At 62.9% G+C, this 25,419-nt stretch carries 24 protein-coding genes; 12 read left to right on the forward strand and 12 right to left on the reverse strand.

The window, feature by feature from the left end:
• Positions 1-34: 34 nt before the first annotated feature.
• From FCL40_RS02365 to FCL40_RS18545, 4 genes are all read left to right on the forward strand, one after another.
• Entirely contained in the window at positions 35-673 is a 639-nt protein-coding gene (locus tag FCL40_RS02365) for a CatA-like O-acetyltransferase (RefSeq protein ID WP_136850957.1), read from the forward strand.
• Between the two features lie 115 nt (positions 674-788).
• Complete coding sequence (locus FCL40_RS02370; RefSeq protein WP_136850959.1) at positions 789-1,523, forward strand: 1-acylglycerol-3-phosphate O-acyltransferase; 735 nt, start codon at positions 789-791, stop codon at positions 1,521-1,523.
• A 36-nt stretch (positions 1,524-1,559) separates the two neighbouring features.
• The gene (gene rraB, locus FCL40_RS02375; RefSeq protein ID WP_136850961.1) at positions 1,560-1,913 is read left to right on the forward strand and encodes a ribonuclease E inhibitor RraB; all 354 of its coding nucleotides are present in this window, start codon (positions 1,560-1,562) and stop codon (positions 1,911-1,913) included.
• Between the two features lie 212 nt (positions 1,914-2,125).
• Positions 2,126-2,284 carry a hypothetical protein gene (locus FCL40_RS18545; protein ID WP_169306974.1) on the forward strand — a complete coding sequence of 53 codons (159 nt, stop codon included), beginning with the start codon at positions 2,126-2,128 and terminating at the stop codon, positions 2,282-2,284.
• 11 nt (positions 2,285-2,295) lie between these two features.
• Here the strand turns inward: FCL40_RS18545 and FCL40_RS02380 are convergent, their stop codons facing one another.
• Both FCL40_RS02380 and FCL40_RS02385 read right to left on the reverse strand, forming a co-directional pair.
• The gene (locus FCL40_RS02380; RefSeq protein ID WP_136850963.1) at positions 2,296-3,246 is read right to left on the reverse strand and encodes a sensor domain-containing diguanylate cyclase; all 951 of its coding nucleotides are present in this window, start codon (positions 3,244-3,246) and stop codon (positions 2,296-2,298) included.
• Positions 3,247-3,249: 3 nt separating this feature from the next.
• Entirely contained in the window at positions 3,250-4,278 is a 1,029-nt protein-coding gene (locus tag FCL40_RS02385) for a response regulator (protein ID WP_136850965.1), read from the reverse strand.
• A 54-nt stretch (positions 4,279-4,332) separates the two neighbouring features.
• On the opposite strand from FCL40_RS02385, the gene FCL40_RS02390 reads away from it, so the two are divergent.
• A complete protein-coding gene (locus FCL40_RS02390; protein WP_136850967.1) occupies positions 4,333-5,121 on the forward strand; it encodes a crotonase/enoyl-CoA hydratase family protein in 789 nt (262 codons plus the stop codon).
• A gap of 111 nt (positions 5,122-5,232) precedes the next feature.
• Here FCL40_RS02390 and rpoD read toward each other — a convergent pair whose 3' ends face one another.
• From rpoD to rpsU, 4 genes are all read right to left on the reverse strand, one after another.
• A complete protein-coding gene (gene rpoD, locus FCL40_RS02395; protein WP_136850969.1) occupies positions 5,233-7,068 on the reverse strand; it encodes an RNA polymerase sigma factor RpoD in 1,836 nt (611 codons plus the stop codon).
• Positions 7,069-7,147: 79 nt separating this feature from the next.
• Positions 7,148-8,911, reverse strand: a complete 1,764-nt coding sequence (gene dnaG / locus FCL40_RS02400) for a DNA primase (RefSeq protein ID WP_136850971.1) — start codon at positions 8,909-8,911, stop codon at positions 7,148-7,150.
• 85 nt (positions 8,912-8,996) lie between these two features.
• Positions 8,997-9,440 carry a GatB/YqeY domain-containing protein gene (locus FCL40_RS02405; RefSeq protein WP_136850973.1) on the reverse strand — a complete coding sequence of 148 codons (444 nt, stop codon included), beginning with the start codon at positions 9,438-9,440 and terminating at the stop codon, positions 8,997-8,999.
• A 12-nt stretch (positions 9,441-9,452) separates the two neighbouring features.
• Positions 9,453-9,668, reverse strand: a complete 216-nt coding sequence (rpsU, locus tag FCL40_RS02410; protein WP_136850975.1) for a 30S ribosomal protein S21 — start codon at positions 9,666-9,668, stop codon at positions 9,453-9,455.
• A gap of 300 nt (positions 9,669-9,968) precedes the next feature.
• Here rpsU and tsaD point away from each other — a divergent pair, with 300 nt between their 5' ends.
• Positions 9,969-10,991 carry a tRNA (adenosine(37)-N6)-threonylcarbamoyltransferase complex transferase subunit TsaD gene (gene tsaD / locus FCL40_RS02415; protein ID WP_136850977.1) on the forward strand — a complete coding sequence of 341 codons (1,023 nt, stop codon included), beginning with the start codon at positions 9,969-9,971 and terminating at the stop codon, positions 10,989-10,991.
• Here the strand turns inward: tsaD and plsY are convergent.
• The gene (plsY, locus tag FCL40_RS02420; RefSeq protein WP_136850979.1) at positions 10,969-11,580 is read right to left on the reverse strand and encodes a glycerol-3-phosphate 1-O-acyltransferase PlsY; all 612 of its coding nucleotides are present in this window, start codon (positions 11,578-11,580) and stop codon (positions 10,969-10,971) included. The two genes, tsaD and plsY, sit on opposite strands and share 23 nt — an antisense overlap.
• A gap of 146 nt (positions 11,581-11,726) precedes the next feature.
• On the opposite strand from plsY, the gene folB reads away from it, so the two are divergent.
• The 3 genes from folB to FCL40_RS02435 are packed head-to-tail and all read left to right on the forward strand — an operon-like array spanning position 11,727 to position 13,393.
• Entirely contained in the window at positions 11,727-12,095 is a 369-nt protein-coding gene (gene folB, locus FCL40_RS02425; protein WP_136850981.1) for a dihydroneopterin aldolase, read from the forward strand.
• On the forward strand, positions 12,092-12,598 hold the full coding sequence (gene folK, locus FCL40_RS02430) for a 2-amino-4-hydroxy-6-hydroxymethyldihydropteridine diphosphokinase (RefSeq protein WP_136850983.1): 507 nt from the start codon (positions 12,092-12,094) through the stop codon (positions 12,596-12,598). The genes folB and folK overlap by 4 nt, the downstream gene beginning before the upstream one ends.
• The gene (locus FCL40_RS02435) at positions 12,599-13,393 is read left to right on the forward strand and encodes an undecaprenyl-diphosphate phosphatase (protein ID WP_136850985.1); all 795 of its coding nucleotides are present in this window, start codon (positions 12,599-12,601) and stop codon (positions 13,391-13,393) included.
• A 56-nt stretch (positions 13,394-13,449) separates the two neighbouring features.
• Here FCL40_RS02435 and yegS read toward each other — a convergent pair whose 3' ends face one another.
• Positions 13,450-14,337, reverse strand: a complete 888-nt coding sequence (gene yegS, locus FCL40_RS02440; RefSeq protein WP_136850987.1) for a lipid kinase YegS — start codon at positions 14,335-14,337, stop codon at positions 13,450-13,452.
• Positions 14,338-14,445: 108 nt separating this feature from the next.
• On the reverse strand, positions 14,446-16,428 hold the full coding sequence (locus FCL40_RS02445; protein WP_136850989.1) for a TonB-dependent copper receptor: 1,983 nt from the start codon (positions 16,426-16,428) through the stop codon (positions 14,446-14,448).
• 378 nt (positions 16,429-16,806) lie between these two features.
• Between FCL40_RS02445 and FCL40_RS02450 the strand changes: the two genes are divergently transcribed.
• The gene (locus tag FCL40_RS02450) at positions 16,807-17,304 is read left to right on the forward strand and encodes a DUF1842 domain-containing protein (RefSeq protein WP_229360253.1); all 498 of its coding nucleotides are present in this window, start codon (positions 16,807-16,809) and stop codon (positions 17,302-17,304) included.
• A gap of 55 nt (positions 17,305-17,359) precedes the next feature.
• On the opposite strand, the gene FCL40_RS02455 is transcribed toward FCL40_RS02450, so the two are convergent.
• From FCL40_RS02455 to FCL40_RS02465, 3 genes are all read right to left on the reverse strand, one after another.
• Positions 17,360-19,507, reverse strand: coding sequence for a M4 family metallopeptidase (locus tag FCL40_RS02455; protein WP_136850991.1), 2,148 nt, complete (start codon positions 19,505-19,507; stop codon positions 17,360-17,362).
• A gap of 132 nt (positions 19,508-19,639) precedes the next feature.
• Positions 19,640-21,574, reverse strand: a complete 1,935-nt coding sequence (locus tag FCL40_RS02460; protein WP_136850993.1) for a RecQ family ATP-dependent DNA helicase — start codon at positions 21,572-21,574, stop codon at positions 19,640-19,642.
• A gap of 96 nt (positions 21,575-21,670) precedes the next feature.
• Positions 21,671-22,903: a multifunctional CCA addition/repair protein gene (locus FCL40_RS02465; protein WP_136850995.1), complete on the reverse strand. Its 1,233-nt coding sequence runs from the start codon at positions 22,901-22,903 to the stop codon at positions 21,671-21,673.
• Between the two features lie 109 nt (positions 22,904-23,012).
• On the opposite strand from FCL40_RS02465, the gene FCL40_RS02470 reads away from it, so the two are divergent.
• Positions 23,013-24,548: an ExeA family protein gene (locus tag FCL40_RS02470; RefSeq protein ID WP_136850997.1), complete on the forward strand. Its 1,536-nt coding sequence runs from the start codon at positions 23,013-23,015 to the stop codon at positions 24,546-24,548.
• A complete protein-coding gene (locus FCL40_RS02475) occupies positions 24,548-25,363 on the forward strand; it encodes a general secretion pathway protein GspB (protein ID WP_136850999.1) in 816 nt (271 codons plus the stop codon). The genes FCL40_RS02470 and FCL40_RS02475 overlap by 1 nt, the downstream gene beginning before the upstream one ends.
• Positions 25,364-25,419: the final 56 nt, after the last annotated feature.

The raw sequence follows: 25,419 nt of genomic DNA on the forward strand, positions 1-25,419 counted from the left end.
GGGCCGTTAAGAGCCCGGACAGACTAAGGACATCATGAAACATCTGGATATGGAGTGCTGGCCCCGCCGCCAGCAATTTCAGTTCTTTACCCAACTGGATCAACCCTACTTCAGCCTGTGCGCCGATGTGGTGATCACCGAGCTCTATCACCGCTGCCGCCGGGACAAGCTGTCGGCCTACCACGCCATCACCCACGCCATCATGACCGTGTGCCATCAGCTGGACTGGACCCGCTGGCGCATCCGCGGTGACCGTGTGGTCGAGCATGAGCGGCTGTGCGCCGGCATCACCACCCTGGGGGAGGATCGGCTGGTGCGGTTCACCCGCGTACCCTACTGCCAGGCGTTCGCCGAGTTCTCCCGGCGGATGACCTGCCAGTCGGAGCTGGCCTGGAAGCGCCCCGGGCTGTTTGATGAGGAGGGCGACGGCGATGACGCCATCTACATGTCCTGCCTGCCCTGGGTGCGCTTCACCCAGATGACCAACCCCATGCCGCTGAGCCCGGCGGACTCGGTGCCCCGCATCACCTGGGGTCGCTACGACAGCAGTGGTGAAGAGGTGAAGGTGCCGGTGGCAGCCCAGGTACACCATGGATTGGCCGATGGCCTGCATCTTGGGGAGTTTTACGAGGCTTTACAGCAACGTATCAATCAGTGCCGTCATTGGCTGTAAGGCCCGCCCATGATCGGGGTCGATTTTTGAGCGAACACATGTAACGAATTCGTTGAGTCGGCAACGGGGTTTGCCTATACTGGGCGCCCCCTGTTGTGAGGATAAGACGTTACCGATGCTGTTACTGTTGCGTTCCCTGACTTTGGCCCTGCTGTTGGTGCTGGTATCCACCCTTGGCCTGGTACTGTGCCTGCTTCGCCCCTTCCACCGAAACAATGTTCATTACACCGCCAAGGTGTTTGGCGCGGTGGCGCCCATCCTGGGGCTGAAGGTGATCCACCGCGGTCGGCGCGGGGATGGCGAGCCCGTTGTTTACGTGGGTAACCACCAGAACAACTTTGACCTGTTTACCCACACCGGCTCGGTGCCCAAGGGGACGGTGTCCATGGGCAAGACCAGCCTGAAGTGGATCCCCTTCTTCGGTCAGCTCTATTGGTTGACCGGCAATATCCTTATCGATCGCGGCAACCGCTCCAAGGCGGTGCGTACCCTGAAGCAGGCGGCGGAGAAGATCCGCGGCAAGTCCCTGTCGGTGTGGATCTTTCCTGAGGGGACCCGCAGCCGTGGGCGCGGCCTGCTCCCCTTCAAGACCGGCGCCTTCCACACCGCCATTCAGGCCGGTGTGCCTATCGTGCCGGTGATCGCCTCGGATCAGCAGACCATCAACCTGAATCGTCGCAACAACGGCGTGGTGATTGTCGAGACCCTGGAGCCCATTTGCACCAAGGGCTACTCCAAGGAGCAGGTACGTGAGCTGGCGGAAGAGGTCTACAATCGCATGAAGCAACGCCTTGAGGAGCTCAATTGCGAGGCGATGCGTCTGGCGGGGGCCAAGCCCGCCCTGGCCTGATATACTGGCGCCAACTTTACCGTATTGGAGATGGTCATGACCATTGAACAACTGATCCTGGAGCAGGAGCAGGAGAACCGCGAGATTGTCGAGGCCCTGCTGGAGGATGGCTCCCAGCCTGATGCCGACTATGTGATCGAACACCATTTCTCCGGCAGCAACTTCGACAAGCTGGAGAAGGCGGCGGTGGACGCCTTCAAGGCGGGCTTCGAGGTGGAGGACGCCGAGGAGCTGGAGCTGGACGACGGTGCCATCGTCTTCGCCTTCGACGCGGTCGCCGAGCACAAGCTGGAGGTGGAGCGCCTCAACAAGGACACCAAGGCGATGATCGAACTGGCCGATAAGCACGGCATCCAGTACGACGGCTGGGGCACCTACTTTGTAGAATAATCACCCTGGTGGTGTGCTGACTCGTCGGTGACGGCGAACCAATGAAGCGCCGTTTGGCGTTTTTTTTGTACCTGTACCTCCCCTGGGGTCCGACACCACTCCGGGTTGTCGTTGCAACAGCCTGGCCGGTGAGAGGTGAACCGGTTGGGAACCCGGGCTGGAGGGTGCCGGAGTTTGGGACTATAGTCTGGTTTCGACTCGGGGGAGGGGCCATGACCGACAGGCAGCCACAACAGGAGCGGCGCAGCATCAATCGGCGCCAGAGCCAGGACCGGCGCCAGTACGTGCGCTGGGAGCCGGGCAAGAAAGAGCGGCGCCACGGCTGGGGGCGTCGCAGGGAGGATGGTCTGCAGGGATACTGGCAGGACTAGCCGGGGCGGCTTCAACTGGCCAGTGCCAGGATACAGCGGTTACGCCCCTGCCGCTTGGCCTCGTACAGCGCCTTGTCTGCCGCTTCGAACCACGCCTTGTTGTCCTTCAGGCCGTCATGAAAGGGGGCATAACCGATGCTGACGGTAAAACTGGCCTCACCGGCGTCGGTCTCTACCACCAGTTCTGACATGGTTGCCCGGATCCGTTCTGCCAGCAGGCTCGCCTGCTCCTGGGTGGTCTCCGGCAGCAGCAGGGTAAACTCCTCACCGCCGTAGCGTGCCGCCACATCACTCTTCCTCAGCAACTGGCCCAATTTCTGGCCCACCGCCGCCAATACCCGATCGCCGGCGCTGTGGCCCAGGGTATCGTTGATGGTTTTGAAGTGATCGATATCCAGCACCATCAGGGTGGAAGGGTGGCCATAACGGCGGCTGCGCTCAAACTCCTGCTCCAGGTGTTGCTGCCACATCCGCCGGTTGGCCAGCCCGGTGAGGGTGTCGACCTGACTCATCTTGGACAGGGCCTGGCGGTGGTTGGCCTCGACGGTCACGTCGTACACCACCAGGGCGACGTTGTTCACCTCACCATAACGGTTGCTCAAGGGCTGGATGGTCAGGTTCTGGTACATGTGGGGGCTCTGACCGGTGATCGGCCGGGAATTGGGAAACTTGAAGATGCAGGGGCGCTGTTCCCAGGTGGTAAAGGCGCGATTGTTCAGCAGGAAGGCGGTCTCCAGTTTGCCGGTCAGCCAGGCTTCCGGCAGCTCCTCAAACAGGTCGAAGATCCGTTTCCCCCTAACTTGAGAAGCCCTCTGGCCACTGTGGTTCTCCATGAAGCTGTTCCACAGGTGCACCCGGAACTGCCGGTCCAGCACCACCAGGCCGACCTCGATGGTCTGGACCAGCTGGGTCAGCAGGTGCAGGGCGTCCAGTTCGGCATTGTGGGAGTGTTGATTGGCCATGGATTACACCAGGTCCTTGAGTTGAGCCTGCAGCCGTGCCCAGCTGGACTGGGGCAGCAACAGCAGGAGATCGCAGTTGAGCTTATGTTGCTCCTGTCGGTAGCTGATTTCAATGGCGTACACCTCGCCGCTGAGGCTGTTGACCTCCTTGGTGTGGCGCCAGATGATCGGCGGGCTCTGACTGAACGCCACATCCAGCTGCTCCGATAGGCTGTTGAGGAAGGCCCCGAACAGCAGGTTGGCGGCATCCATCAGGATCTCCTCCTGTTGGGCGGCGGTTTCCCCCTTGAGGCCAAACAGCTGGCTGAGATCGGTCTCGTTGATGTCGTGGAACAGCAACAGCGCCTCGCCGGTGATGCCGGCGCCGATAAAGCCCTGGCTGAGGATCTGGGTGTACTGATCTTGGCGGGCGGCGCCGAGCATCATCTCCAGATCGCCACTGCTCCAGTGGGAGACCTTGGGCACCGGTAGGTGCACGAAATCATCGATCACCTTGGCCAGCAACGAGGCGGTGCGTCCCATGGCCACGTTGCAGATCTCCTGCAGGGCATCTTCCAGGCTGACCGAGACGGAGTCTATCACGGCGGTCGCCAAGCCGGTGTCGAGCTGCAGCCGTGCCAGCGCCGAGGCCAGCTCCTTGCGAGTCACCGGCTTCTTGATGAAGTCCACTGCCCCCAGTTCTTTGACCCGGGCCAGGGCCTGGGCTTGGATATCGGCGGAAACCACGATAGTCTGAGGCTTGGAGGTCAGACCAGAGAGGGCGCCGAGCACCTGGTAACCGTCCAGACCCGGCATGTTGAGATCGAGAAACATCAGCTGATAGTTGGATTGTTTCAGCATCTCCAGGGCCCGTTCGCCGCTCTCGGCGAAGGCGATGTCACTGCAAAGGCCCGACGGCAAAGTTCTGGCCAGTTGTTTACGGGCCAGCGCAGAGTCGTCGCAAATTAGAACCTTAATGGTGGTGCCTCCCTGCCCGGGGTCTGAATGACCTTGTTCAGTGGTGGTGGTAAAAGAGCATTCTATTGAATTAATTTATAAATGTCATGATCTTGGCGGTGATGAATTTCTGACGACAAAGGAGTGGCCATGTCGGAAAAAGTAATTTTGAGTGTCGATGACGGTATTGCGTTGGTGGAGTTGAATCGTCCTGAAAAATGCAATGCCCTCGATTATGAACTGTTTAAAGCATTGGTGGATGTACAAAAACGCATCGCCGACATGAGGGAGGTTCGTGCGGTGGTGTTGACCGGGCGGGGCAAGGATTTCTGCTCCGGCATAGACATTAAGTCCATGTTTCGTTCTCCGTCAATCGCGATGAGGTTGCTGTTCAAGGTTCTGCCCTGGAGCGCCAACCGGGCGCAGCGGGTCAGTACCGGCTGGCGGGATCTGCCTGTGCCGGTGATCGCCGCCATTCAGGGGCGCTGCTGGGGGGGGGGGATGCAGATCGCCCTCGGGGCAGATTTCCGCATTGCCAACCGGGATGCCAGCCTGGCAGTGATGGAGGGGCGCTGGGGGCTGATCCCCGACATGGGCGGTACCCTGGCGCTCAGGGAGCAGCTGCCTCAGGACCAGGCCCTGCTGCTTTCCATGATGGCCGAGCCGGTGACTGCCGAGGAGGCGCGGAGTCTGAATCTGGTCACCGAACTGGCGGAGGACGCCAGGGAGCGCAGCCTGCAGCTGGCTCGGGCCCTGTGTGAACGGTCGCCCAACGCGTTGGCGGAGGTCAAGCGGCTGTATAAACGTCGAGGCTTTGGCTCCAACGGTGCCGTGCTGTTTGGGGAAACCTGGGGGCAAATAAGGGCGATGCTGTCGAAAAACCAGAGAATTGCCGTGGCCAGACAGCAGGGGAAGGAGCGGAACTATTTACCCAGATAGGGCGGTTGCAGTTTTTCCGATCAGAGCGAAGGGGCCGACGCCGAAATAGCGGCGTTGTGCCGGCCAGAAATAAAAAAACGCCCCGCTTTGGCGGGGCGTTTTTCTATTGGATTACTCGTCCAGGAAGCTCTTGAGAATTTCAGAGCGGGAGGGGTGGCGCAGCTTACGCAATGCCTTGGCCTCAATCTGACGAATACGCTCACGGGTCACGTCGAACTGCTTACCCACCTCTTCCAGGGTGTGGTCGGTGTTCATGTCGATACCGAAACGCATCCGCAGCACCTTGGCCTCACGGGCGGTCAGTCCCTCCAGCACCTCGTTGGTGGCCACTTTCAGGCTTTCGCTGGTGGCGGCGTCGATGGGCTGGGCCAGGGTGGTGTCCTCGATGAAGTCGCCCAGATGGGAATCTTCATCATCGCCGATGGGGGTCTCCATGGAGATCGGCTCTTTGGCGATCTTCAGCACCTTGCGGATCTTGTCTTCCGGCATCATCATCCGCTCGGCCAGCTCCTCGGGGGTGGCCTCACGGCCCATCTCCTGAAGCATCTGGCGGGAGATGCGGTTCAGTTTGTTGATGGTCTCGATCATGTGCACCGGGATCCGGATGGTACGGGCCTGGTCGGCGATAGAGCGGGTGATTGCCTGACGGATCCACCAGGTGGCGTAGGTGGAGAACTTGTAGCCGCGGCGGTATTCGAACTTGTCCACCGCCTTCATCAGGCCGATGTTGCCCTCCTGGATGAGATCCAGGAACTGCAGACCCCGGTTGGTGTACTTCTTGGCGATGGAGATCACCAGACGCAGGTTGGCCTCCACCATCTCCTTCTTGGCGCGGCGGGCCTTGGCCTCGCCGATGGACATACGGCGGTTGATGTCCTTGATACGACCGATGGTCAGGCGGGTTTCCACTTCAACCTGGCCCAACTTAGCCTGGCATCGGGATACCTCCTCCTGCACCTTGGCCAGGCCATCGCTGTAGCTCTTGCTGGCGGCGATCTCGGTCTGCAACCAGCTGTCGTCGGTCTCGCTGCCGGCGAAGACTTTCATGAAGTTCTTCTTGGGCATCTTGGCCTGCTCGACACAGAGCTTCATGATAAGCCGTTCCTGAACACGCACCCGATCCATCATGGAACGCATGTTGCCTACCAGGTGATCGAATTGCTTCGGCACCAGACGGAACTGCTTGAACAGTTCGGACAGGCGGGTGACCACCATGGCCACTTCGACAGAGTCGTGTCCGTGGTCGACGATCGCCTGCTGGGCCAGCTCGTAGTGACGGCGCAGTTCGCCAAACTTCTCGCGGGCCTCTTCGGGATCCGGGCCGGAGGCGGTCTCCTCCTCCTGATCGTCGTCATCCTCGTCGTCTTCGTCGTCCAGGTCCTCCTGGGACAGTTCAGAGCCCACGTGGGTGGCGGTCGGAGCAACGTTGTTTTGATCCTCATCATCGGAGACAAAGCCGGAGATGATCTCAGACAGGCGGATCTCGTCCGCTTCGAAGCGATCCCACTGGTCCAGCAGGAAGGCGATCGCCCTGGGGTACTCGGCGACGGAGCACTGCACCTGGTTGATGCCATCTTCGATGCGCTTGGCGATCAGGATCTCGCCCTCTCGGGTCAGCAGTTCCACGGTGCCCATTTCACGCATGTACATGCGCACCGGATCGGTGGTGCGGCCCAGTTCGCCTTCCACGCTCGCAAGCATCTGAGAAGCGGCTTCGGCGGCGTCTTCATCCGTGGCGTCTTCCGACATCATCAGGGTATCGCTGTCCGGGGCGGACTCGAATACCTGAATCCCCATGTCGTTGATCATCTGGATAATATCTTCGATCTGATCGGAATCGATCATATCCGCCGGCAGGTGGTCGTTCACCTCGGCGTAGGTCAAGTAGCCCTGCTCTTTGCCTTTGGCTACCAGGAGCTTAAGTTGTGACTGCGGAGTTTGATCCATAGATATCATCCACTTACTAATGCGAACAGAGTGTTTGAGCGACAGCCGCGCAAATAGCCAATTATAGCGTTTCGGCGGTTCAATCGCTAGCCTTTGCCGGGGCCTTAAGCCCCTGTAATAACAGATTCATCTCTTGCAGTTGACGCAGCTCCTCGGTGGATATTGACCCATCACGCGCTTTACGTTGCAGTTGCTCTGACATCTGTTCAAAAAAACGTTGGTTTAACCATAACAAACAGTCGGTAAACTCCTGGCGGAAGGCGGACTCGTCGGCGATTTCCAGCTTCCAGTTCAGCAGTTTACTCAGGGTGCCGTGCTCGGGCCGGCCCCGGAACCGCTCCATCAGCTGACCCGTGGTCAGCGCCTCAGGCCGGCAGATCTCCAGCATCTCCCGCAGCAGCGGCAGCCCCGCCATCTCCAGGTATTGCAACTCCTCCTGCACTGGCAGCTGGTGGCCCAGCTCGGGTTGTTGCTGCAGCAGGGCAATGGCCCGCCGCACTGGCGTGCCGCGCCCTTGGACCCCGGCAGGTTGACCTGCCTTGGGGGTGCTGCGCTGACGCAGGGAGTCGGCCCCCCACCCCAGCTCGGTTCTAAGCCGGGCGAACAGGCTCTCCTTGAGCAGGCCGTCGGGCACCCGGTTGAGCAGCGGCTCCATCAGGGTGGCCAGATGGGCCTTGCCCTCCTGGCTGGAGAGGTCGGCGTCGGCCAGCAGGGTGTCAAACAAGTAGTCGGAGAGGGGCATCGCCTTCTCCACCAGAGCTTCGAACGCATCCTTACCCTGTTTTCGTACCAAGCTGTCCGGGTCCTCCCCATCGGGAAGGAACATAAATTTCAGTTGGATGCCGTCCCGCAGATGGGGCAGGGCGGTCTCCATGGCGCGCCAAGCCGCTTCCCGGCCGGCGTTGTCGCCGTCGTAGCAGCAGATCACCTGCTTGCTGGTTCGCACCAGCAGCTGCATCTGGTCCGCCGTGGTAGAGGTTCCCAGAGAGGCCACCGCATAGGGCACCCCGTGCTGGGCCAGGGCCACCACGTCCATATAACCTTCGACCACCAGGATTCTGGCAGGGTTCCTGTCGTGCTGCTTCAGTTCGTACAGGCCATAGAGCTCCCCACCCTTGTGGAATATGGGGGTTTCCGGGGAGTTCAGGTATTTTGGGGTACCCTCGCCCAAGACCCGGCCGCCGAAGGCCACCACCCGGCCACGCCGATCGCGGATGGGAAACATCAGCCGATCGCGGAAACGGTCGTAGCTGCGCCCGCCTCCCTCTTTGGCGATCAACATGCCGCACTCGGTGAGGACCTTGAGGCCGTCGGGGTTGTGCTTGTGCTGTGATTGCAGGTTGTCCCAGCCGTCCGGGGCAAAGCCGATGCCGAAACGTTTGACCGTGTCGCCATCCAATCCCCGGTTACGAATGTAGTCGATCACCTTTGGGCGCTGGGGGTGTTTGCGCAGCTGCAGCTGGAAGTAGCGTGCGGCCCAGTCCATCAGCTCATAGTGGCTGGTCAGCTTGGGCGCCTGTGGCTGGTGGGTGCCGTGACCCTGCTCGCGCGGCACCTCCATGCCGAGCATGGACGCCAGCTCCTCGATGGCATCGAGAAACTCCAGTCGATCGTACTCCATCACAAAGTCCAGGGCATTGCCGTGGGCGCCACAGCCGAAACAGTGGTAGAACTGCTTATCCTGACTGACCGTGAAGGAGGGGGATTTTTCGTTGTGGAATGGACAACAGGCGCTGTGATTCTTGCCTGATTTCTTAAGTTTTACGCGTGCGTCGATCAGATCGACAATGTCGACTCGGGCCAGCAGCTGGTCAATGAAATCTCTGGGGATACGCCCTGCCACTTACTTATGAGTCTCCGTGGTGCTATCGATTAGAGACGAACAAGCCGTGCAGGGCACGGCTTGTTTCACGCTAAGGCAAGATGGCTTAGCTCAGGCGGGCCTTGATCAGGCCGCTGACCGCGCCCATATCGGCACGTCCCTGAACTTGAGGCTTGAGCAGCCCCATCACCTTACCCATATCCTGCATTGAGCTGGCACCGGAATCGGCCAGTGCCTTGTCTACCAGAGCGCCCAGCTCCTCCTCGGTCAGTGGCTGAGGCAGAAACTCCTGCAGCACAACAACTTCGGCGGCCTCCACATCGGCCAGATCCTGACGGCCAGCGGCCTCGAATTGACTGATGGAGTCACGGCGCTGCTTGACCATCTTGGTCAGGACGGCGATCACCTCATCGTCGGTCAGGGTCTTCTGACCGTCTACCTCTTGCTGCTTGATCGCAGCCAGAGCCAGGCGGATGGTGCCCAGGCGCGCCTTGTCTTTGGCGCGCATGGCAGTCTTCTGTTCGTCTTTCAGACGCTCAACTACGGACATCGTCAACTCGGCTTAGTACAGACGGGTACGACGAGCGTTTTCGCGAGACAGCTTCTTAGCGTGACGCTTGGCAGCGGCGGCCTTGGCGCGCTTGCGTGCAGTGGTCGGCTTCTCATAGTGCTCGCGGCGACGTACTTCAGACAGGATACCCGCCTTTTCGCAGGAACGCTTGAAGCGACGCAGGGCTACGTCAAAGGGCTCGTTTTCACGTACTTTAATTACTGGCATCTGCCACTCACCTCAATAAATTGGGTTTGAGCTGGTCATCTTTTGACCGGCGTAAGTTCAAAATGGTGCGAAATTCTACTCTGAACCGCACTGACTTGTAAAGGGTCGTTCACTGCTATTGATGAACATAGGCGACAACCATAACCAATCCCCCTCTCAACCCTTTGGGGTGAAAGGAGAATTTCTGCTGTCCCCGGTGAGCTTCCCCAGGGTTAAGGGCGGTTGTGCCGGCTGGGATTGGTATCCTGGCCAAGGCGCAGGTAGAATTGCCGCCTTCAACTATTGATATGAGAGTCTAGCATGCGACTGTTGGGAATCGAAACCTCCTGTGATGAAACCGGAATCGCCATCTATGACGATGAGCGGGGGCTGCTGTCACATGCCCTCTACAGTCAGGTGAAGCTGCATGCGGATTACGGCGGCGTCGTTCCCGAGCTGGCCTCTCGGGATCACGTGCGCAAGATTGTGCCCCTGGTTCGCGAGGCGGTCGCCAACGCCGGCCTCAGGCCCGAGGAGCTGGACGGCATCGCCTACACCGCCGGCCCCGGTCTGGTGGGCGCCCTGCTGGTGGGCGCCTGTGTCGGTCGCAGCCTGGCCTTTGCCTGGAACATCCCGGCGGTGGCGGTTCACCATATGGAGGGCCACTTGCTGGCACCGATGCTGGAGGACACTCCGCCGCCGTTTCCCTTCGTCGCCCTGCTGGTGTCCGGTGGCCACACCATGCTGGTCAGGGTCGATGGCATCGGCCAGTATCAGGCGCTGGGGGAGTCCATCGACGATGCTGCCGGTGAGGCGTTCGACAAGACCGCCAAGCTGATGGGACTGGATTACCCCGGCGGCCCGCTGCTGGCCAAGCTGGCCGAAAAGGGCTTCGCCGGTCGCTTTACCTTCCCGCGGCCAATGTGCGACCGGCCAGGGCTGGATTTCAGTTTCTCCGGCCTCAAGACCTTTGCCGCCAACACCATCGCCGCCGAAGGGGATGATGACCAGACCCGGGCCGACATCGCCCGCGCCTTCGAGGATGCGGTGGTGGATACCCTGGCGATCAAGTGCCGTCGGGCCCTGAAACAGACCGGGTTGAACCGGCTGGTGATCGCCGGGGGCGTCAGTGCCAACCGTCATCTGCGTGCTCAACTGGCGGCGATGATGGCCAATCTGGGGGGGGAGGTGTACTACCCGCGTAACGAGTTCTGTACTGACAACGGCGCCATGATCGCCTATGCCGGTCTGCAGCGCCTGAAGGCGGGGGAGACCCAGCCGCTGACGGTGAAGTGTCAGCCGCGCTGGCCGCTGGACAGCCTCAAGGCGCCGGGGGCTGCTTAGCCTTGGGCTTGAGCCGTTCGGAGATCTTGGGCTCTTTGCCCTGCCACAGACGCACCAGGTTGGGCTGGTGGCGCCAGATGATCAGCAGGCACAGCAGCACCACCGACAGAGTGTATTGGGGCTTGATCAGGTAGGTGTAGACAGGAGCCAGCATCGAGGTGATCACCGCCCCCAGAGAGGCGTACTGGGTGATCCAGACGGTCACCAGCCAGGTGGCGATGATCAGCAGTCCCATCCAGTCGCTGATCGGAGCCAGGGCCCCCAGGGCGGTCGCCACCCCTTTGCCGCCGCGAAAGCCGAAAAATACCGGGTAGATGTGACCCAGGCAGGCGGCAATGCCGATAAAGGCCAGGGAGAGGGGATCGATCCCCAGGTGGTAGCTGGTCCACACCGGGATGGTGCCTTTGAGGACGTCGAACAGCAGCACCATCACCGCCGCTCCCTTGCCCCCCAGCCTGAGCACATTGGTGGCGCCGGGGTTGTTGGAGCCGCTGGTTCTGGGATCGGGTAACCCTTTGAGCTTGCACACCAGCACCGCACTGGATACGGAACCCAGCAGGTAGGCAAACAGGATCATCAGCAGGGTCATGGAAACGGCGAGTCCTTTTCAGCGTTAACGGCCGCCCGTGGCGGAGGTCGAGGTTTGCCGCAGCAGGGTAAAAGGCTTTATGATTCCGCCACACCCGCACATGGACAGGATGTTAGGGTAACTAACCTTTGATTGGAGTACCAGAGTTGCAAGCAGATACGGTTTTCGTCGACCAGCTGAAGTGTGAAGCGGTCATCGGGGTATTCGACTGGGAAAAGCAGATCACCCAGCCCCTCTTCCTCGATCTTGAGATGAGCTGGGACCACCGTCCGGCGGCGGCGTCCGACGATTATCGCCACGCCCTGTGCTATGACACCGTCTCCACGGCGGTGACAGAACTGGTTGAGGGGCGCCCTCACGAGTTGGTGGAGACCGTGGCAGAAAGGGTGGCCGAGCTGATCCGCAGCCGCTTCGGCGTCCACTGGGTCAGGGTGACGGTCAACAAGCCGGGGGCGGTGAAGAACGCCGCCAACCTCGGGGTGCGCATCGAGCGGGGCAGCAGGACCCACCCGTGACCCGAATCTACATCAGTGTCGGCAGCAACATCTGTCCCAGAGAGAACATCCCGCCCGCTCTGGATGACCTGTATCGTCGCTTTGGTCCCCTGACCCTGTCCCGGGTGTTTGAGAGCGAAGCGGTGGGGTTTGACGGGGATAACTTCCTGAACTTTGTGGTGGCCTGCGACTCCCAGCTGTCTGTGGCCGAGACCGCGGCGGCATTGCGGCGGATCGAGCTGGATCATGGCCGGCCGCCGGACGCCCAGAAGTTTTCCAGTCGCACCGTGGATCTGGATCTGCTGCTCTACGGCGATGCCCAGTGCCGGGAGCCTGTGGTGTTGCCCAGGGGGGAGATCCGCGACAACGCCTTTGTGCTCTGGCCCCTGGCGGAGCTGGCCCCCGAACTGATCCTCCCCGGGGGCGACCTCCCCCTGTCCCGCCTGTGGCAGGAGTTCGATAAGACTCAACAGAAACTGTGGCCAGTGGCGTTTCACTGGTCCCCCTCCGGAGACATGCAGTAAATGGATCTGATACAAGCCTTCTGGCTCGCCCTGATTCAGGGGATCACCGAATTTCTTCCCATCTCCAGCTCGGCGCATCTGATCCTGCCCTCCCAGCTTCTCGGCTGGCCGGATCAGGGGCTGGCGTTCGATGCCATCGTCAACCTGGGTACCCTGGCGGCGGTGGTGATCTATTTTCGCCAGGATGTGGTGTCCCTGCTCAGCGCTTGGCTGCGATCCCTGACCGGTCGCCACTGCCAGCAGAGCCGACTGGCGTGGCTGATAATCCTCGGCACCATTCCCGTGGGCCTGACGGGGTTGCTGTTCAATGACCTCATCGGCACTCACCTGCGCAGCACCCTGGTGGTGGCCAGCGCCACCCTGATTTTCGGCCTGCTGTTGTGGTGGGCGGACGCTAAGCCCAGTGAGAAGCGGGGCATTGAGGATCTGACCTGGCAACTGGTGTTGTTTATCGGCCTCGCCCAGGCCCTGGCGCTGATCCCCGGTACCTCCCGCTCCGGGGTAACCATCACCGCGGCGCTGCTGGTGGGGCTCAGCCGGGTGGCCGCGGCGCGCTTCTCCTTCCTGCTGGCGATCCCCGTGGGCGCCTTGGCCGGGGGCTACGAGGCCCTGGGGCTGATCGGCAATCCGGACCCGGTGAACTGGGCCCCCCTGGGCGTCGCCCTGGTGGCCACCTTCGCTTCCGCCTACCTGTGTATTCACTACTTCCTGAAGATGATCAGTAGCATGGGTATGTTGCCCTTCGTGATCTACCGACTGGCCCTGGCGGCGGTGCTGTTCGCTTTCTTCCTCTAGGAACCGGGGGCGAAAGGGGCGGCCGGGAGGCCGCCTTTTTCATGGTTTGCCTCGCGCTAGCCGCCCAGGCAGGGGCAGGCTTGCGGCAGAATCAGGTCCAGGGCGCCGGGGTGGCACTGGAAGCGGATGGGGACCGCCTCCAGGGGTTCGCCATCCAGATTCATCGGCATGGGATCCTCCGCCTGGTATTCGGCCCAGGGCAGCCGCATCCAGATGACAAACTCGTTGTCCGGAGCGGGTGATTCCAGTTCGCTCAACACCTGGGGCAGATCCTGAGGGCCGAAGGCGGAGAGCCCGACGAAATCCAACAGGCCATCGTCCAGCAGGGCGTTGGGCGCCAGTGGCTGACCTCCTCCGGCCTGACGGCCGTTGCAGACCGCCCCGACCAGGATCCGGTTCTCCAGCGATCCCTCCGGGGTCAGCAGCCTTCCCTGGTAGGGCTCGAAACTCAGTGCCTGCAGCAGGCCGTTGAGGGTGTAGGCGCCGCCGCCGAGGAAGTTCTTCAGGGCCTCGGGGGTGGTGGCGGTGACCCGGGCGCCGAAACCGCCGCTGGCCACGTTGAGAAAGAATCGCTCATTGGCGCTGCCCACATCCACCGGTCTGGGCCGTCCCTCCCGGGCCAGGGCCAGCGCCTCGTCGGGATCCAGGGGGAGGGCGCAGGCCGCGGCGAAGTCGTTGGCGGTGCCCAGGGGCAGGATCGCCAGTGGCGGGCGCTGCTCTCTGGGATAGGTCATCAGGGCGGAGACCATCTCGTTGACGCTGCCGTCGCCGCCGCCAACCACCAGCCGGGTGCAGCCCTCGTTGAGGGCTTCCGACACCAGCCGGGCCATATCCCCCCCCTCCCAGGTGACCCGTACCTCGATGGGCCCCTGGTCTCGTTGGGCGGTTACCGCGTTGCGAACCTCGGGCAGATCTGCTTTTTTTCCATTGAGAATCAGGCGCATCTCTCTCTCCAAAACTCGGGCGGCCATTTCAGTTTAGACCGCCACCGCGCCGGTTAGTAGCCTCCGGGGTCAATCGCGGTGACGGTGAGTGCTCACCGACCTGGGGGCTCAGAACTGGTAGTCCAGCCTGGCCCACAGGGTGCGCCCTGGCTCGTTGACCTGGCGGGTGCGCTGCTGGGGAGGCAGCAGCTCGTTGCCGGCACCGCTGTTGCTGATGTGCTCGGCATAGGCCTGGTCCAGCAGGTTGTCGATGCCGAGGCTCAGGGTGAAGCCTTCGGCAAAGCGCCAGGCGCCGTTGAGGGAGATCACGCCAAAGCCGGCGGTTTCTCCCAGATCCTGGCCGACGATGTTGCCCTGGCCGAAGGCCACCCGATCCTGGCGGGCCACCAGGCGCCACAGGGCGCCGAAGCTCCAGTCATCCCCTTCGTAGTTGAGGGCGACCTTCCCCTCCAGGGGCGAGATCTGACCCAGGGGCCGATCCTCGCTGTTGTTGTCTCCGTGGCTGTAGGCCAGGGAGGTGACCCATTGCCAGCCGTCGGCTAAGGCCCAGGTCAGACCCGCTTCTCCCCCCCACAGGGTGGCGTCGATGTTGCGGGCCGACGGCTGGGTGGTGTTGTCGATCAGGATGTAGTCGCTCAGATCGGCGTAGAACAGCGACAGGGAGAGCTCCAGCGGTCCCTGGTAGATCCAGCCCAGATCCAGCTGGTCGGTGGTTTCAGGCTCCAGAGTCAGCCTCTGCCCCGTCTTCATCACCTCCCAGTAGTCGGGGGTGCGCTCAGCATGGCCGATACCGGCGTACCATTGATGGGCACCACGAAGCCGCTCATAACGGGCGAAGCCGGAGATCAGGGTGTCATCCCGGCTGTTCCGCTTGTCACTGCCGGCCCAGCTTCCCTTCAGCTCAGTGGTCCAGCGATCCAGCCGCAGGCCCGCCTTGAGAACGTCGCTGTTGAGGCGGTAGTCCGACTCGGCGAACAGCCCCAGGCTTCGTTGGCTGAACACCTCCTTGAAGGGGGCCGCTTCCAGCTGGTCCAGGCTCTTGCCGCCACGCATATCCTGGGTGCTGTCCAGGGCATCCACTCCCAGGGTCGCCCGCCACGCCTGGGATGGGGTCAGCTCCAGCCACAGGTGGCCACCATAGGTGGTGCGCCTGGGGTTCATCCCCATCGGCAGGTTGTCCGGTTCGGTGACGGGGCGATCAAACTCATCCATGATGTGGTCGTTTTCGTTGGCGTACAGGCGAAGTTCCACCGAGCGGGCCCAGTCGCTTTCCAGTTCACTGCGCATCAGCAGCGCCAGGTTCTGGTTGTCGATCTGTCGCGCCTTGTTGGTGCGGTCGGCGTACTCGGCGCTGCCCTGGGAGAAGCCATAGCTCAACTCCACCACCTGCCCCTGGCTCGGGGTCCAGCCGAAGGCGGTGTTGACGCTCTGCCGGTCATACCCGGACTGCATCTTGTCGCCGTTTCCGTCCTCATAGTCGTCGCTCTGTGACCCGTTGATGTCCAGTTGCCAGTAGTGGTTTTCGGTGCCGGTCAGCAGCTCCATCAGGTAGTCTTTGCGCCCGAAACTGCCGCCGGTGAGGCTGGCCCGTCCCTCGGTCCCCGCCTGGGTCAGCCCATAGCTGTCCCGGGAAAAGACCACGGTGCCGGCACTGCCCACCGGTCCGTACTTCACCGTCTGTGGTCCCTTTATTACCGTCACCTCCTCATAGGTTTCCGGGGAGATGTAGTTGGTGGGGGGATCCATGCGGCCGCCGCAGGTTCCCTGCAGGTGCTGGCCATTGTTGACCACGGTGATGCGCGAGCCCGCCATGCCGCGCAGGCTGATGTCGCCGCCCGATCCCCCCTTGCGGGTCACCGCGAACCCGGCGATGGTGCGCAGATAGCCAGAACCGTCGAAGGCGGGAATCGGCTGTCTGGGCTGCTTGGGGTCGATGACCACGGTCAGCGGGGAGTGCATCGGCTCGCTGGTGATCACGATGATCTCATCGCAGCGGCGCTTGTGGCACAGGTTGACGGCCTCCTCGGCCAGGGTGGGGAGGGAGAGTGACGCGGCGACGGCGACCGCCGTGGGTAGGAGTGTGGATTTCATGGTAATCATCCCGATGGTTATCTTTCTAACAGCTTGTCGGCGCGCATTATTTTCGGGGTGAAGGGGGGCGGCAACGGCAAAGGGGCAAAGTGCGACAATCGGTCGCAGCCGTTGATAAGTCGTTATCTCTGGTGAGGTTTTTTTAGGAGTTTTTATTCTTTTCCGGTGTGTTTTCCATGAGCGGCTTCCCGTCGGGGTGGCAGAGTGTTCGGCAGGGGGCGCTGAAAGGAGCGTGGGAGATTGACGCCATCATGCCGGTGGCGATCGCTGCTTTTCCGTCCACCCGTGGCGGGGGCGGCGCCCCCCTCCTAGACTTGCCAGGCCCATGGACCAATGACGGTCCGGGCTTGGCTCTCAAGGCATACAAAGGATTGAACTATGAGCATCTCCAAGGATATTCAAACCGGTCTGTTTCCCGTTTCCTATCGAATTGCCCTCGGCAGCGTAGAGCGGCCGATTCTCGGCGGGGCCTCCCTGACCCTGAAGCTGCTGGTGGACACCGTCAACAAACAGGTCTCCGGTGTCGGTCACATCACCCAGCCCGTCAGCCCGCCGCTCAATCTGGTGTCCCAGTTCACCGGTGAGTGGTCCTACATCTGTACCATGAAGGAGTGCCACATTCTGGTGGTGGCCGAGGGCTTCGACCTCAGCCCGCTGCTGGTGGGGGGCCATCCCATCGAACACAAGAACGCCAAACTGAGGATGGTGATGAACGAAGACTGGCAGTGCGGCGTGGCCAACTTCTCCTTCTTCGCCCGGGGCCAGTGGCATGAGGTGGAGGGGGCGCGGGCCGAGCTGAGCACCATCGATGCTCAGCAGAGCCGAAAGCAGCTGGAGGAGAGCGCAGCGGAGAAGAAACCGGTCCTGGAGGACTGATCCTGTTGGTGAACCGAAGGGCCACCCGGGGTGGCCCTTGTCGTACCGAGGCCGGCTAGCGGGCTTCCACCGGGTCTGAGCAGGGGCCCTCCAGCGTCTCACACAGCTGGTATCGGTAGCCGGCCCGGCCATCGTTGTCCTTATAGCCGCCGTCGTTGTCGGCGGTATAGATACGGTCTTCGGCTCCGCCGGTGTCTCTGAGGAGGTACACGGTACTGCCGGAGGCGCCACTCCAGTTGAGGGCAACGAAGGGCTTGCGCCCCCCCTTGACCTGAGCCGTCAACTCGATATTGCTGGTGGAGGGCGGCTGCCCTTCGGAGACTGTGGCATCCAGGCGGACTGCGCTGTATCCCTCGTAGGCGTAGACCGCCAGGAACCACTCTCCCGCCTGAGGCGTCTCGATGCTGCACTGTTCATTGTTGTTGGCGTTGTAGGAGCCGCAGTCAAACAGTCCCTCGGGCACCGTGGGGTCCACCCGCGGTGGTTCACCATGGCGCAGGTAGAGGTCGGCATCGCCGCTGCTGCGGTTGCGCCCCTTGCTGGCGCCGCTGAGGGTGACATCCAGTCGCGGGGTGTTGTTCGCCAGGGTGAGCTGCCAGCAGCGCCAGGTGCCGGTGGCCGCCGTCAGGTTGCCTATGGAGAAGCTCTGGGCGTGGACCGACTCTATGCTGTCGCAGGCCGGGGCGGGCGGTGGTTTGGGGATGCCCACCTGGCTGAAGGCGGACTGGATGTCGTCTCGCCGTGCGCCAGCCTGGTCGCCGTACAGCTGATCCGCCGCATCCAGCAGGGCATAGTAGGCGCTGTCAAAACTCTCGCTGGCCCCCCAAAGGTAGCGGTTGGCGTGGGCAAACAGGATGAAGGCCTGGCGGACATCCCAGCCCTGGCGGGAGGCAAGCAGGTAGAAGGCGCGATTGTAGACGCCACTGGAGTAGTGCACGTCCATGCCGCTGACGTAGTCCGAGGCATGGCCTATGGAGCGGCCATCCAGGGTGGGGTCCGCCATGTAGCGCAGGGCACCATCGGCCTTGAAAATCTGTGCTCCAACCAGGAAATCGGTCGCGCCCCACAGGAAATACTCGGCCGCCTCCCCGGCCATGTCGGAGAACGCCTCGTTGATGCCACCGGACTGGCCGGAGTAGATCAGGTTTGAGTGCTGTTCGGTGAAGCCGTGACTCACCTCGTGGGAGACCACGTCCAGGCTCACCAGGGGATAGAAGCGGGTGTAGCCGTCGCCAAAGGTCATGGTGGTACCATCCCAGAAGGCGTTCTCATAGTTGGTGCTGTAGTGCACCCGCATGATCAGCTGGGTGGTCAGCGGGGCCACGCCGATCCACTGGTCATAGAGGTCGAACACCACGTCGCCGAAGAAGTGGGCGTCGTTGATGGGGCTGAAGGCGCCATTGATCGCCTTGTGGGCATTCTCGAAGCAGGGGAAGTCGAAGGCGGTGGATCCTTGGGTGCCGTGGTTGAGATCGACGGATTTTACCCGTTGAGTGTTCATGGTGCACTGGCTGCCGGAGACGGTGACATCCAGCAGGTTGCCGCCCTCCTCGTAGGTGTAGGCTTGCTTCTCATTACCGCCGGGACCGGTGCCCACCTTTTGGTGGGTCAGTCCGTCATACTCCAGCAGCCGCTCGCCGCTGTGGGCATCCAGCAGCAGGGTGGGGCGCGATGGCTGCCCGCCGCCGCTGACGTCGGTGACCATCTGGATGGCGTAGCACAGCCTGGGGATGGCCCCGTTGAGGTAGATCACCAGCTCGTTGCTCTCATCGCGAAACAGGAGCTCGGCCGCGCTGTTGCCCTGCAGGTACCCCTTGGCCTGGGCCAGGGCGGCGGCCGCCGCGATCTGTGGCCTGGTGTCCAGGTGGTGGCGCTGCAGGCCACGAATCAACTGGCCATTGAGGTGGGAGATCCGGCCATCGGGCCAGCGGCTGACGGTGATCGATTCCCCCCAGATGGGGACGCCACGGTACAGCTGGCGGTAGCGGCGATGAATGAAGCCCCGAGGGTCGGTCAGGCTGCGGGTCATCGCCAACTGCTCCTCGGCGCCCAGCCCCAGGGCCAACGCCAGATCCGGCTGGGAGCGGGCGGCGTTCAGCAGCTCCGGCTGATGGCTCAGGGGCTGACGCTCGGCCGCTTGGGGGGCGGGACAGAGCAGTCCCAGCAGGAGCAGGGGGGCAAGCAATCGTCGCGCAGTGGTCATGGTGACCCTCCAGAGCCTGGATGCAGAGCTGAGGAGTATAGTCGATGCCGTTGATGGCCGGAGGGTTCTTCCCGCCCCCTTCCGGGGGGCAGTTGCCCTTTGTGCCCTTCGGCCGGCCTGTTTGGCGCCGTGTCATTCGGCGATCGGTTCGGCGCGGCAGGCAGTCAGCAGGGTCTCGAAGGGGACGTCGGCCAGAGCACCGAACCCCGCCAGCTTTCTGGCTCCCAGCTTGGTCAGCCAGGGGGTGGGCAGACCAGCGAGGAAGCGGGCCGCCAGCTCCGGCGTCAGCGGCTGCTGAAGCCCCTGAGTCAGCGCTTGCGCCAATGGGCCTAGCCAGCGCCGCAGCGGCTCTTGGGCGATCGTCTGGGGAAGCGAGATCGGGGGCAGGATCGCCGGCTCCCCCCGACAGGCCGAGCAGTGGCCGCAGCGCCGAGGCGCCCGGTGATCGCCGAAGTAGCTGGCCAGTGCATGGCTGAGGCAGTCGGGCTCCTGCAGCAGTTGCAGCATCTGGCCGATGCGGGCCACCTCCTGCTGTTGCTTGTCGAGGAATTGCCGGTGCAGCCGCTCAGCCAGGAGGTCCAGGTCCGGCAGGGGCAGGCGCACCCGGAACGCTTCGGTCATCTGCCGGGTTTGCAGCTCGATCAGTTGCTGCTGAGCCAGGTATTCCAGGGCGGTCATCGCCCGGTTTCGGTCAGAACCGTACTGGGCATGCAGGGCGTCGAAGTCGGGCTGGTACCAGGTGCGCGCCTTGTGACTGTGGGACAGCAGTGCCCTGAGGAACTGTTGGCGCTCCCCATCGAACCGGGTGAGCAGGCTGGCCTCTGCCACCAGCAGCTTGAACTTGATCTCGGCGAAGTAGCTGTACTGGGGCTCGATGATGCCGGCCATCTCCAGGTAGACCAGCAGGGTGCGCAGGGGCAACGGCCGGATGTTGCTTTGGGCCGACAGCGAATTGGGCAACAGCTCCCACTGGCTCCCCGCCTGCTCAAGGGCGGTCAGCACCAGGCGGATGCCGGTCAACTCCGGGGTGTCGCCATAGACGAAGTTCTCCAGCAGGGGACGATTGCTGCCATCGGCCAGCAGCAGACAGTGGGACGGTTGACCGTCTCGGCCGGCCCGGCCGATCTCCTGGGAGTAGTTCTCCACCGACTTGGGCAGATCGACGTGGACGATCCGGCGGATGTCCGCCTTGTCCACCCCCATGCCGAAGGCGATGGTGGCCACCACCACCGCCACTTCGCCGGCCATGAAGGCGCGCTGACAGTCGCCGCGGAGGTCGTGATCCATGCCGGCGTGATAGGCCCTGGCCCCGATCCCCTGCTGACTCAGCCATTGCGCCAGATCGTCCGCCGCCGCCTGCTGGGTGACATAGACGATGGTCGCCGCCGCCGGATCCTCGGCGAGGGCGTCGAGCAGCAGCCTGCGTTTCTGTGGCCCGCTGGCTACCTTCACCGTCAGGTCCAGGTTGGGCCGGTAGAAGCCGGTGGTTTCCACCCCCTCCGCGGGGATGTCAAATCGGTGACACATCTCCTCGATCACCCTTGGGGTGGCCGTGGCGGTTAGCAACAGCACCTGAGGGATCTTCAGCCATCTTCGGTAGTGGGGCAGCTTCAGGTAGTCGGGGCGGAAGTTGTGGCCCCACTCCGAGATGCAGTGGGCCTCGTCCACCACCAGCATCGACAGGGGCACCTGGCTGATGAAGCGACGAAAGCGCTCGTTCTTCAACCGCTCCGCCGACACCATCAGTATTTTCAGCTCCCCCCGCTGCACCTGCTGCATCACCTCATGGCTCTGCTCGAAACTCTGGCTGGAGTCGAGGGTGGCGGCGGGGATGCCATGGTGACGCAGGAACGCCAGCTGATCCTGCATCAGGGCCAGCAACGGCGAGATCACCAGGGTCAGATGGGGCAGAGCCAGTGCCGGCAGCTGGTAGCAGAGGGATTTGCCCGAGCCGGTGGGAAAGATGGCGACGGCACTGTCGCCGTCGAGCAGCCTGAGGATGACCGGCTCCTGGCCCGGACGGAAGGTGTCGAAGCCAAAGTGGTGTTTGAGTAGCTGCCTGGGCATTGAGGGCTCCTGATTGGGGGCTGTGGTCAGTGTACGCCAGCCCGGTGCGCTCTTGGGATAATTCAGCCGGAATGGCGGTGGTGCCGGGCGATAGGCTTACATCACCCCGGGGGATGGGCGGGCATCTGCCAGCACCTGGGTGCGGCGGCGAGTCAGCTCGGCCTTGATCTCGCCGCCGCTGAAGCCGGCCTGGATGATGGGCCGGACTTCGATCTGGTTGGCCAGCCTCAGGGCGTCGCGCAGCCATTGGCCCTGGGGATAGGGGCTATCCTCCATCCCCAGCCGCCCCTGGGCGTCGGCCTGGCACACCAGAACAAACTCCTCGAACCGTTGGGGCTTGCGCCAGGCGTCGATGCCGTCGAACAGCCTCAGCAGGGTGGCCGGTTTCAGCGCCAGCGCTCGATGACCGTGCAGGTGCCAGCGACAACCGATCTCCGCCAGCTCCCTGGGGGCATTGGGGACCTTGAGCCGCTGACACAGTCGGGCTAGAGGGGCGAGCCCCCGCTGCTCATGGCCGATATGGCTGGGCCACCCCGCCTGGGGCGTCAGCGCCTTGCCCAGGTCGTGGGTCAGAGCGGCAAAGCGCACCGAAACCGAGCCGGACAGCTCAGAGGCTCGCTTCAGCACCATCAGGGTATGCCGCAGGGTATCCACTTCCGGGTGATGGGCCTTCGGTTGGGGCACGCCTTCCAGGTCGGCCAGCTCCGACATCAGCACTTTCAGTGCCCCGCAGGCGTGCAGCACCTCGAAGTAGACCCAGGGACAGGGACCGGCCAGGGCCCGCTCGGTTTCGTTCCACACCCGTTCCGGCGTCAGATGGGCCAGTTCGCCCGAGCTTGCCAGCTCAGCCATCAGCGCCAGGGTCTCATCGGCGACCCTGAACCCCTGGGGGTGAAAGCGGGCGGCAAAGCGGGCCACCCTCAGCACCCGCAGAGGATCCTCGACAAAGGCGGGGGAGACATGGCGCAGCACCCTGGCATCCAGGTCGGCCTGACCATGGCAGGGGTCATGCAGTCGGCCCTGGTCGTCCATGGCGATGGCGTTTACCGTTAGATCCCGCCGAAGCAGGTCCTGCTCCAGGGTCACATCAGGATCGGAGCACACCTCAAACCCGGTATAGCCGTGACCGGACTTGGTTTCGGTTCGGGCCAGGGCATACTCCTCTTGGGTCTGGGGGTGCAGGAACACCGGGAAGCTCTTGCCCACACTCTGGTAGCCCAGATCCAGCATCTGCTCCGGGGTGGCCCCCACCACCAGATGATCCCTGTCCTTGACTTCCAGCCCCAACAGCTGGTCGCGCACCGCGCCTCCCACCAGGTAGATCTGCACCTTTATCTCCTAAAACTCGCTGTTTCGTCATTATATGGCCAGGCGGCTTTGACAAGCCAGATGACACCCCTTACCTTGGGCGAATCAGACCAAGAACCGCACAAAAACTATGTATAAGGGATTTTATGGGCTGGCGGAGAGCCCCTTCTCCATCGCCCCCAACCCGGCCTTCCTGTTTCTCAGCGGACGTCACCGAGAAGCCCTGGCTCACCTGACCTATGGCCTGGGGGAGAACGGTGGCTTCGTGCTGTTGACCGGAGAGGTGGGCACCGGCAAAACCACGGTCTCCCGCAGCCTGCTCAAGCAGCTGCCGGAGAACACCGATACCGCCTTCATCCTCAATCCTGCCCTGACGGAGCTGGAGTTGCTGGCCACCCTGTGCGATGAGTTGGCGATCCCCTACGATCCCGCGCCCACCCTGAAGCAGTTGACCGATAAGATCAGTGCCTTCCTGCTGGCCAACCACCAGGCCGGACGCAACACGGTGATGATCATCGACGAGGCCCAGCACCTCAAGCCCGAGGTGCTGGAGCAACTGCGGTTGCTGACCAACCTGGAGACCGACACCCGTAAGCTGCTGCAGGTGATCCTGATCGGTCAGCCCGAGCTGCAGGAGCTGCTTCAGCGGCGGGAGTTGCGTCAGCTGGCCCAGCGGATTACCGCCCGTTACCACCTGCTGCCCCTCACCAAGGAGGAGGTGTCCCACTATGTGCAGCACCGTCTGCAGGTGGCCGGCCGGGCCCAGCCCCTGTTCAAGTCGGCCGCCATCAGGGCGTTGCACCAGTACAGTGGCGGGGTCCCCAGGGTGATCAACTTGCTGTGTGAGCGGGCGCTGATGGGGGGCTATGCCCACCAGAAGATCTACCTGGGGCGGCGCGAGGTGGAAGCCGCTGCCGCCGAAGTGCTGGGGATCAAGGCCAAGGCCAAGGGACGGTGGCCCTGGATGGCCGGCGCCCTGGCCGCCGGGCTGGCGGGCGCCGCCGTAGTGTATGCCCTGGCGCCCAAACCGGCGCCTCAGCCGCTGGCCGAGGCGCCGCCGATGCCGCGGCTGAATAGGTTTGACGATGATCTGCAGGCGTATCAGGCGCTGCTGCACCACTGGGGGCAGCCGGTGCCGGCCAATGCCCCTTGCGACTATGCCCTGACTCGCCAGCTGGCCTGCCTGGACGGGGTCAGCAGCTGGCAGCAGCTGTTGGCCATGGATTACCCGGCGGTGGTCAGCCTGCGAGGGGAGGAGGGCTCCCTGTTTTATGGTGCCCTGCTGGCCAGGGGCCGCGACGGCGATGCCCGGCTGACCCTGCAGTTCGGCGACCAGTGGATTTCCGTTAGCAAGTCTTGGTTTATCAACCATTTTGATGGTCACTACAGCCTGATATGGCAACCGGTCGGCCAACTGCCCAGGTTGGTGGGCGAGGGCAGCGCCCAGGGGCAGGTGCAGTGGCTGGAGAACACCCTGAGCCGGCTGCAGCAGCGTCCGGCGCGGATGCTGCAAAGTTATGACTCTCAGCTCAGGCAGCAGGTGATGCAGTTCCAACGCCGGTTTGGCCTGGAGGTGGATGGCATCGCCGGTCGCCAGACACTGGAGCTGCTGAGCCTGATGAGCAGTGAACAGGGGCCCAGACTCAGCCAGGGAGGAGAAGCCTGATGTCCTATCTGTTGGATGCGGTTGGCCGTGAGAAGCAACAGCAGGGTCTGCTGGACCCGGCCTTGGCGGCGCCGCTGGCGCCGAAGCGGGCGCTGCCCTGGCACTTTGGCTGGCCCCTGGTCGGTGCCGTCCTGGGGGCTGGACTGGGTTGGCTGGCGGCCAGCCTGCAACCGGCCCCCGAGCCCGAGCCGGCAGTGACCCAGGAACTGGCGGTGATCAGGCAGCTGACCATGCCGGTTCCGGTGTCCTGGGAGCCGGTGGCCGAGACAGAACCTCAATATGTGTATCAATCCGGCGGTGACCCGTCACAACCGGAGCTGACCGAGGCCGAATTCAAGGCCCAGGTGCTGAGCCAGGACAGCCTGGCCGCCGAGTCTGCCAGCGCCTCCCCAGCCGTGCGGCAGCAGGAAACCACCGCCGAGCCAGCCAATGCCAAACTGCTGGCCGCCTTCGAGAGGGCGGTGGCGGATCTGCAGTTGGATCCCCAGGTGGCGGCGGAGACGGGGCCTGACCCTGAAGTCAGTGCAGAGTCCCTGCAGGAGGCGACGTCCCCGCCACCATCTCAGCCTCAGGCCGAAGTGCCCAAGTTGGGCACCCTCCCCTGGAACTTCCAGAAGCGCCTGCCAGACATCAACATCACCGCTCACGTCTACTCCTCCGATGCGGGCAACCGCTGGCTGCGGGCCAATGGGCGGGAGCTGCAGGAGGGGGACAGCATTGCAGAGGGGGTGACCCTCAAGGAGATACGTCCCAACGAGGTGGTGCTGGAGATGGCCGGCCAGGTCTTCAGTGTGCCCGCCCTGGGGCAACTGTGATGTCAGAGGGGAGGTTCACTCCCCTCCCGGTCTTGATACTCTAAAACCGCATATTG

The sequence above is a fragment of the Ferrimonas sediminicola genome, from assembly GCF_005116715.1.
GTDB classification, from domain to species: domain Bacteria; phylum Pseudomonadota; class Gammaproteobacteria; order Enterobacterales; family Shewanellaceae; genus Ferrimonas; species Ferrimonas sediminicola.

Excerpts from the sequence above, each read along its gene's own strand:
- FCL40_RS02445 (WP_136850989.1), bottom strand. The coding sequence starts at position 16,428 with ATGAAATCCACACTCCTACCCACGGCGGTCGCCGTCGCCGCGTCACTC.
- rpoD (WP_136850969.1), bottom strand. The coding sequence starts at position 7,068 with ATGGATCAAACTCCGCAGTCACAACTTAAGCTCCTGGTAGCCAAAGGC.
- plsY (WP_136850979.1), bottom strand. The coding sequence starts at position 11,580 with ATGACCCTGCTGATGATCCTGTTTGCCTACCTGCTGGGTTCCGTATCC.
- FCL40_RS02380 (WP_136850963.1), bottom strand. The coding sequence starts at position 3,246 with ATGGCCAATCAACACTCCCACAATGCCGAACTGGACGCCCTGCACCTG.
- FCL40_RS02475 (WP_136850999.1), top strand. The coding sequence starts at position 24,548 with ATGTCCTATCTGTTGGATGCGGTTGGCCGTGAGAAGCAACAGCAGGGT.
- FCL40_RS02450 (WP_229360253.1), top strand. The coding sequence starts at position 16,807 with ATGAGCATCTCCAAGGATATTCAAACCGGTCTGTTTCCCGTTTCCTAT.
- FCL40_RS02405 (WP_136850973.1), bottom strand. The coding sequence starts at position 9,440 with ATGTCCGTAGTTGAGCGTCTGAAAGACGAACAGAAGACTGCCATGCGC.
- yegS (WP_136850987.1), bottom strand. The coding sequence starts at position 14,337 with ATGCGCCTGATTCTCAATGGAAAAAAAGCAGATCTGCCCGAGGTTCGC.
- rraB (WP_136850961.1), top strand. The coding sequence starts at position 1,560 with ATGACCATTGAACAACTGATCCTGGAGCAGGAGCAGGAGAACCGCGAG.
- FCL40_RS18545 (WP_169306974.1), top strand. The coding sequence starts at position 2,126 with ATGACCGACAGGCAGCCACAACAGGAGCGGCGCAGCATCAATCGGCGC.
- FCL40_RS02455 (WP_136850991.1), bottom strand. The coding sequence starts at position 19,507 with ATGACCACTGCGCGACGATTGCTTGCCCCCCTGCTCCTGCTGGGACTG.
- FCL40_RS02390 (WP_136850967.1), top strand. The coding sequence starts at position 4,333 with ATGTCGGAAAAAGTAATTTTGAGTGTCGATGACGGTATTGCGTTGGTG.
- FCL40_RS02370 (WP_136850959.1), top strand. The coding sequence starts at position 789 with ATGCTGTTACTGTTGCGTTCCCTGACTTTGGCCCTGCTGTTGGTGCTG.
- FCL40_RS02435 (WP_136850985.1), top strand. The coding sequence starts at position 12,599 with ATGGATCTGATACAAGCCTTCTGGCTCGCCCTGATTCAGGGGATCACC.
- FCL40_RS02470 (WP_136850997.1), top strand. The coding sequence starts at position 23,013 with ATGTATAAGGGATTTTATGGGCTGGCGGAGAGCCCCTTCTCCATCGCC.
- FCL40_RS02365 (WP_136850957.1), top strand. The coding sequence starts at position 35 with ATGAAACATCTGGATATGGAGTGCTGGCCCCGCCGCCAGCAATTTCAG.
- rpsU (WP_136850975.1), bottom strand. The coding sequence starts at position 9,668 with ATGCCAGTAATTAAAGTACGTGAAAACGAGCCCTTTGACGTAGCCCTG.
- FCL40_RS02460 (WP_136850993.1), bottom strand. The coding sequence starts at position 21,574 with ATGCCCAGGCAGCTACTCAAACACCACTTTGGCTTCGACACCTTCCGT.
- tsaD (WP_136850977.1), top strand. The coding sequence starts at position 9,969 with ATGCGACTGTTGGGAATCGAAACCTCCTGTGATGAAACCGGAATCGCC.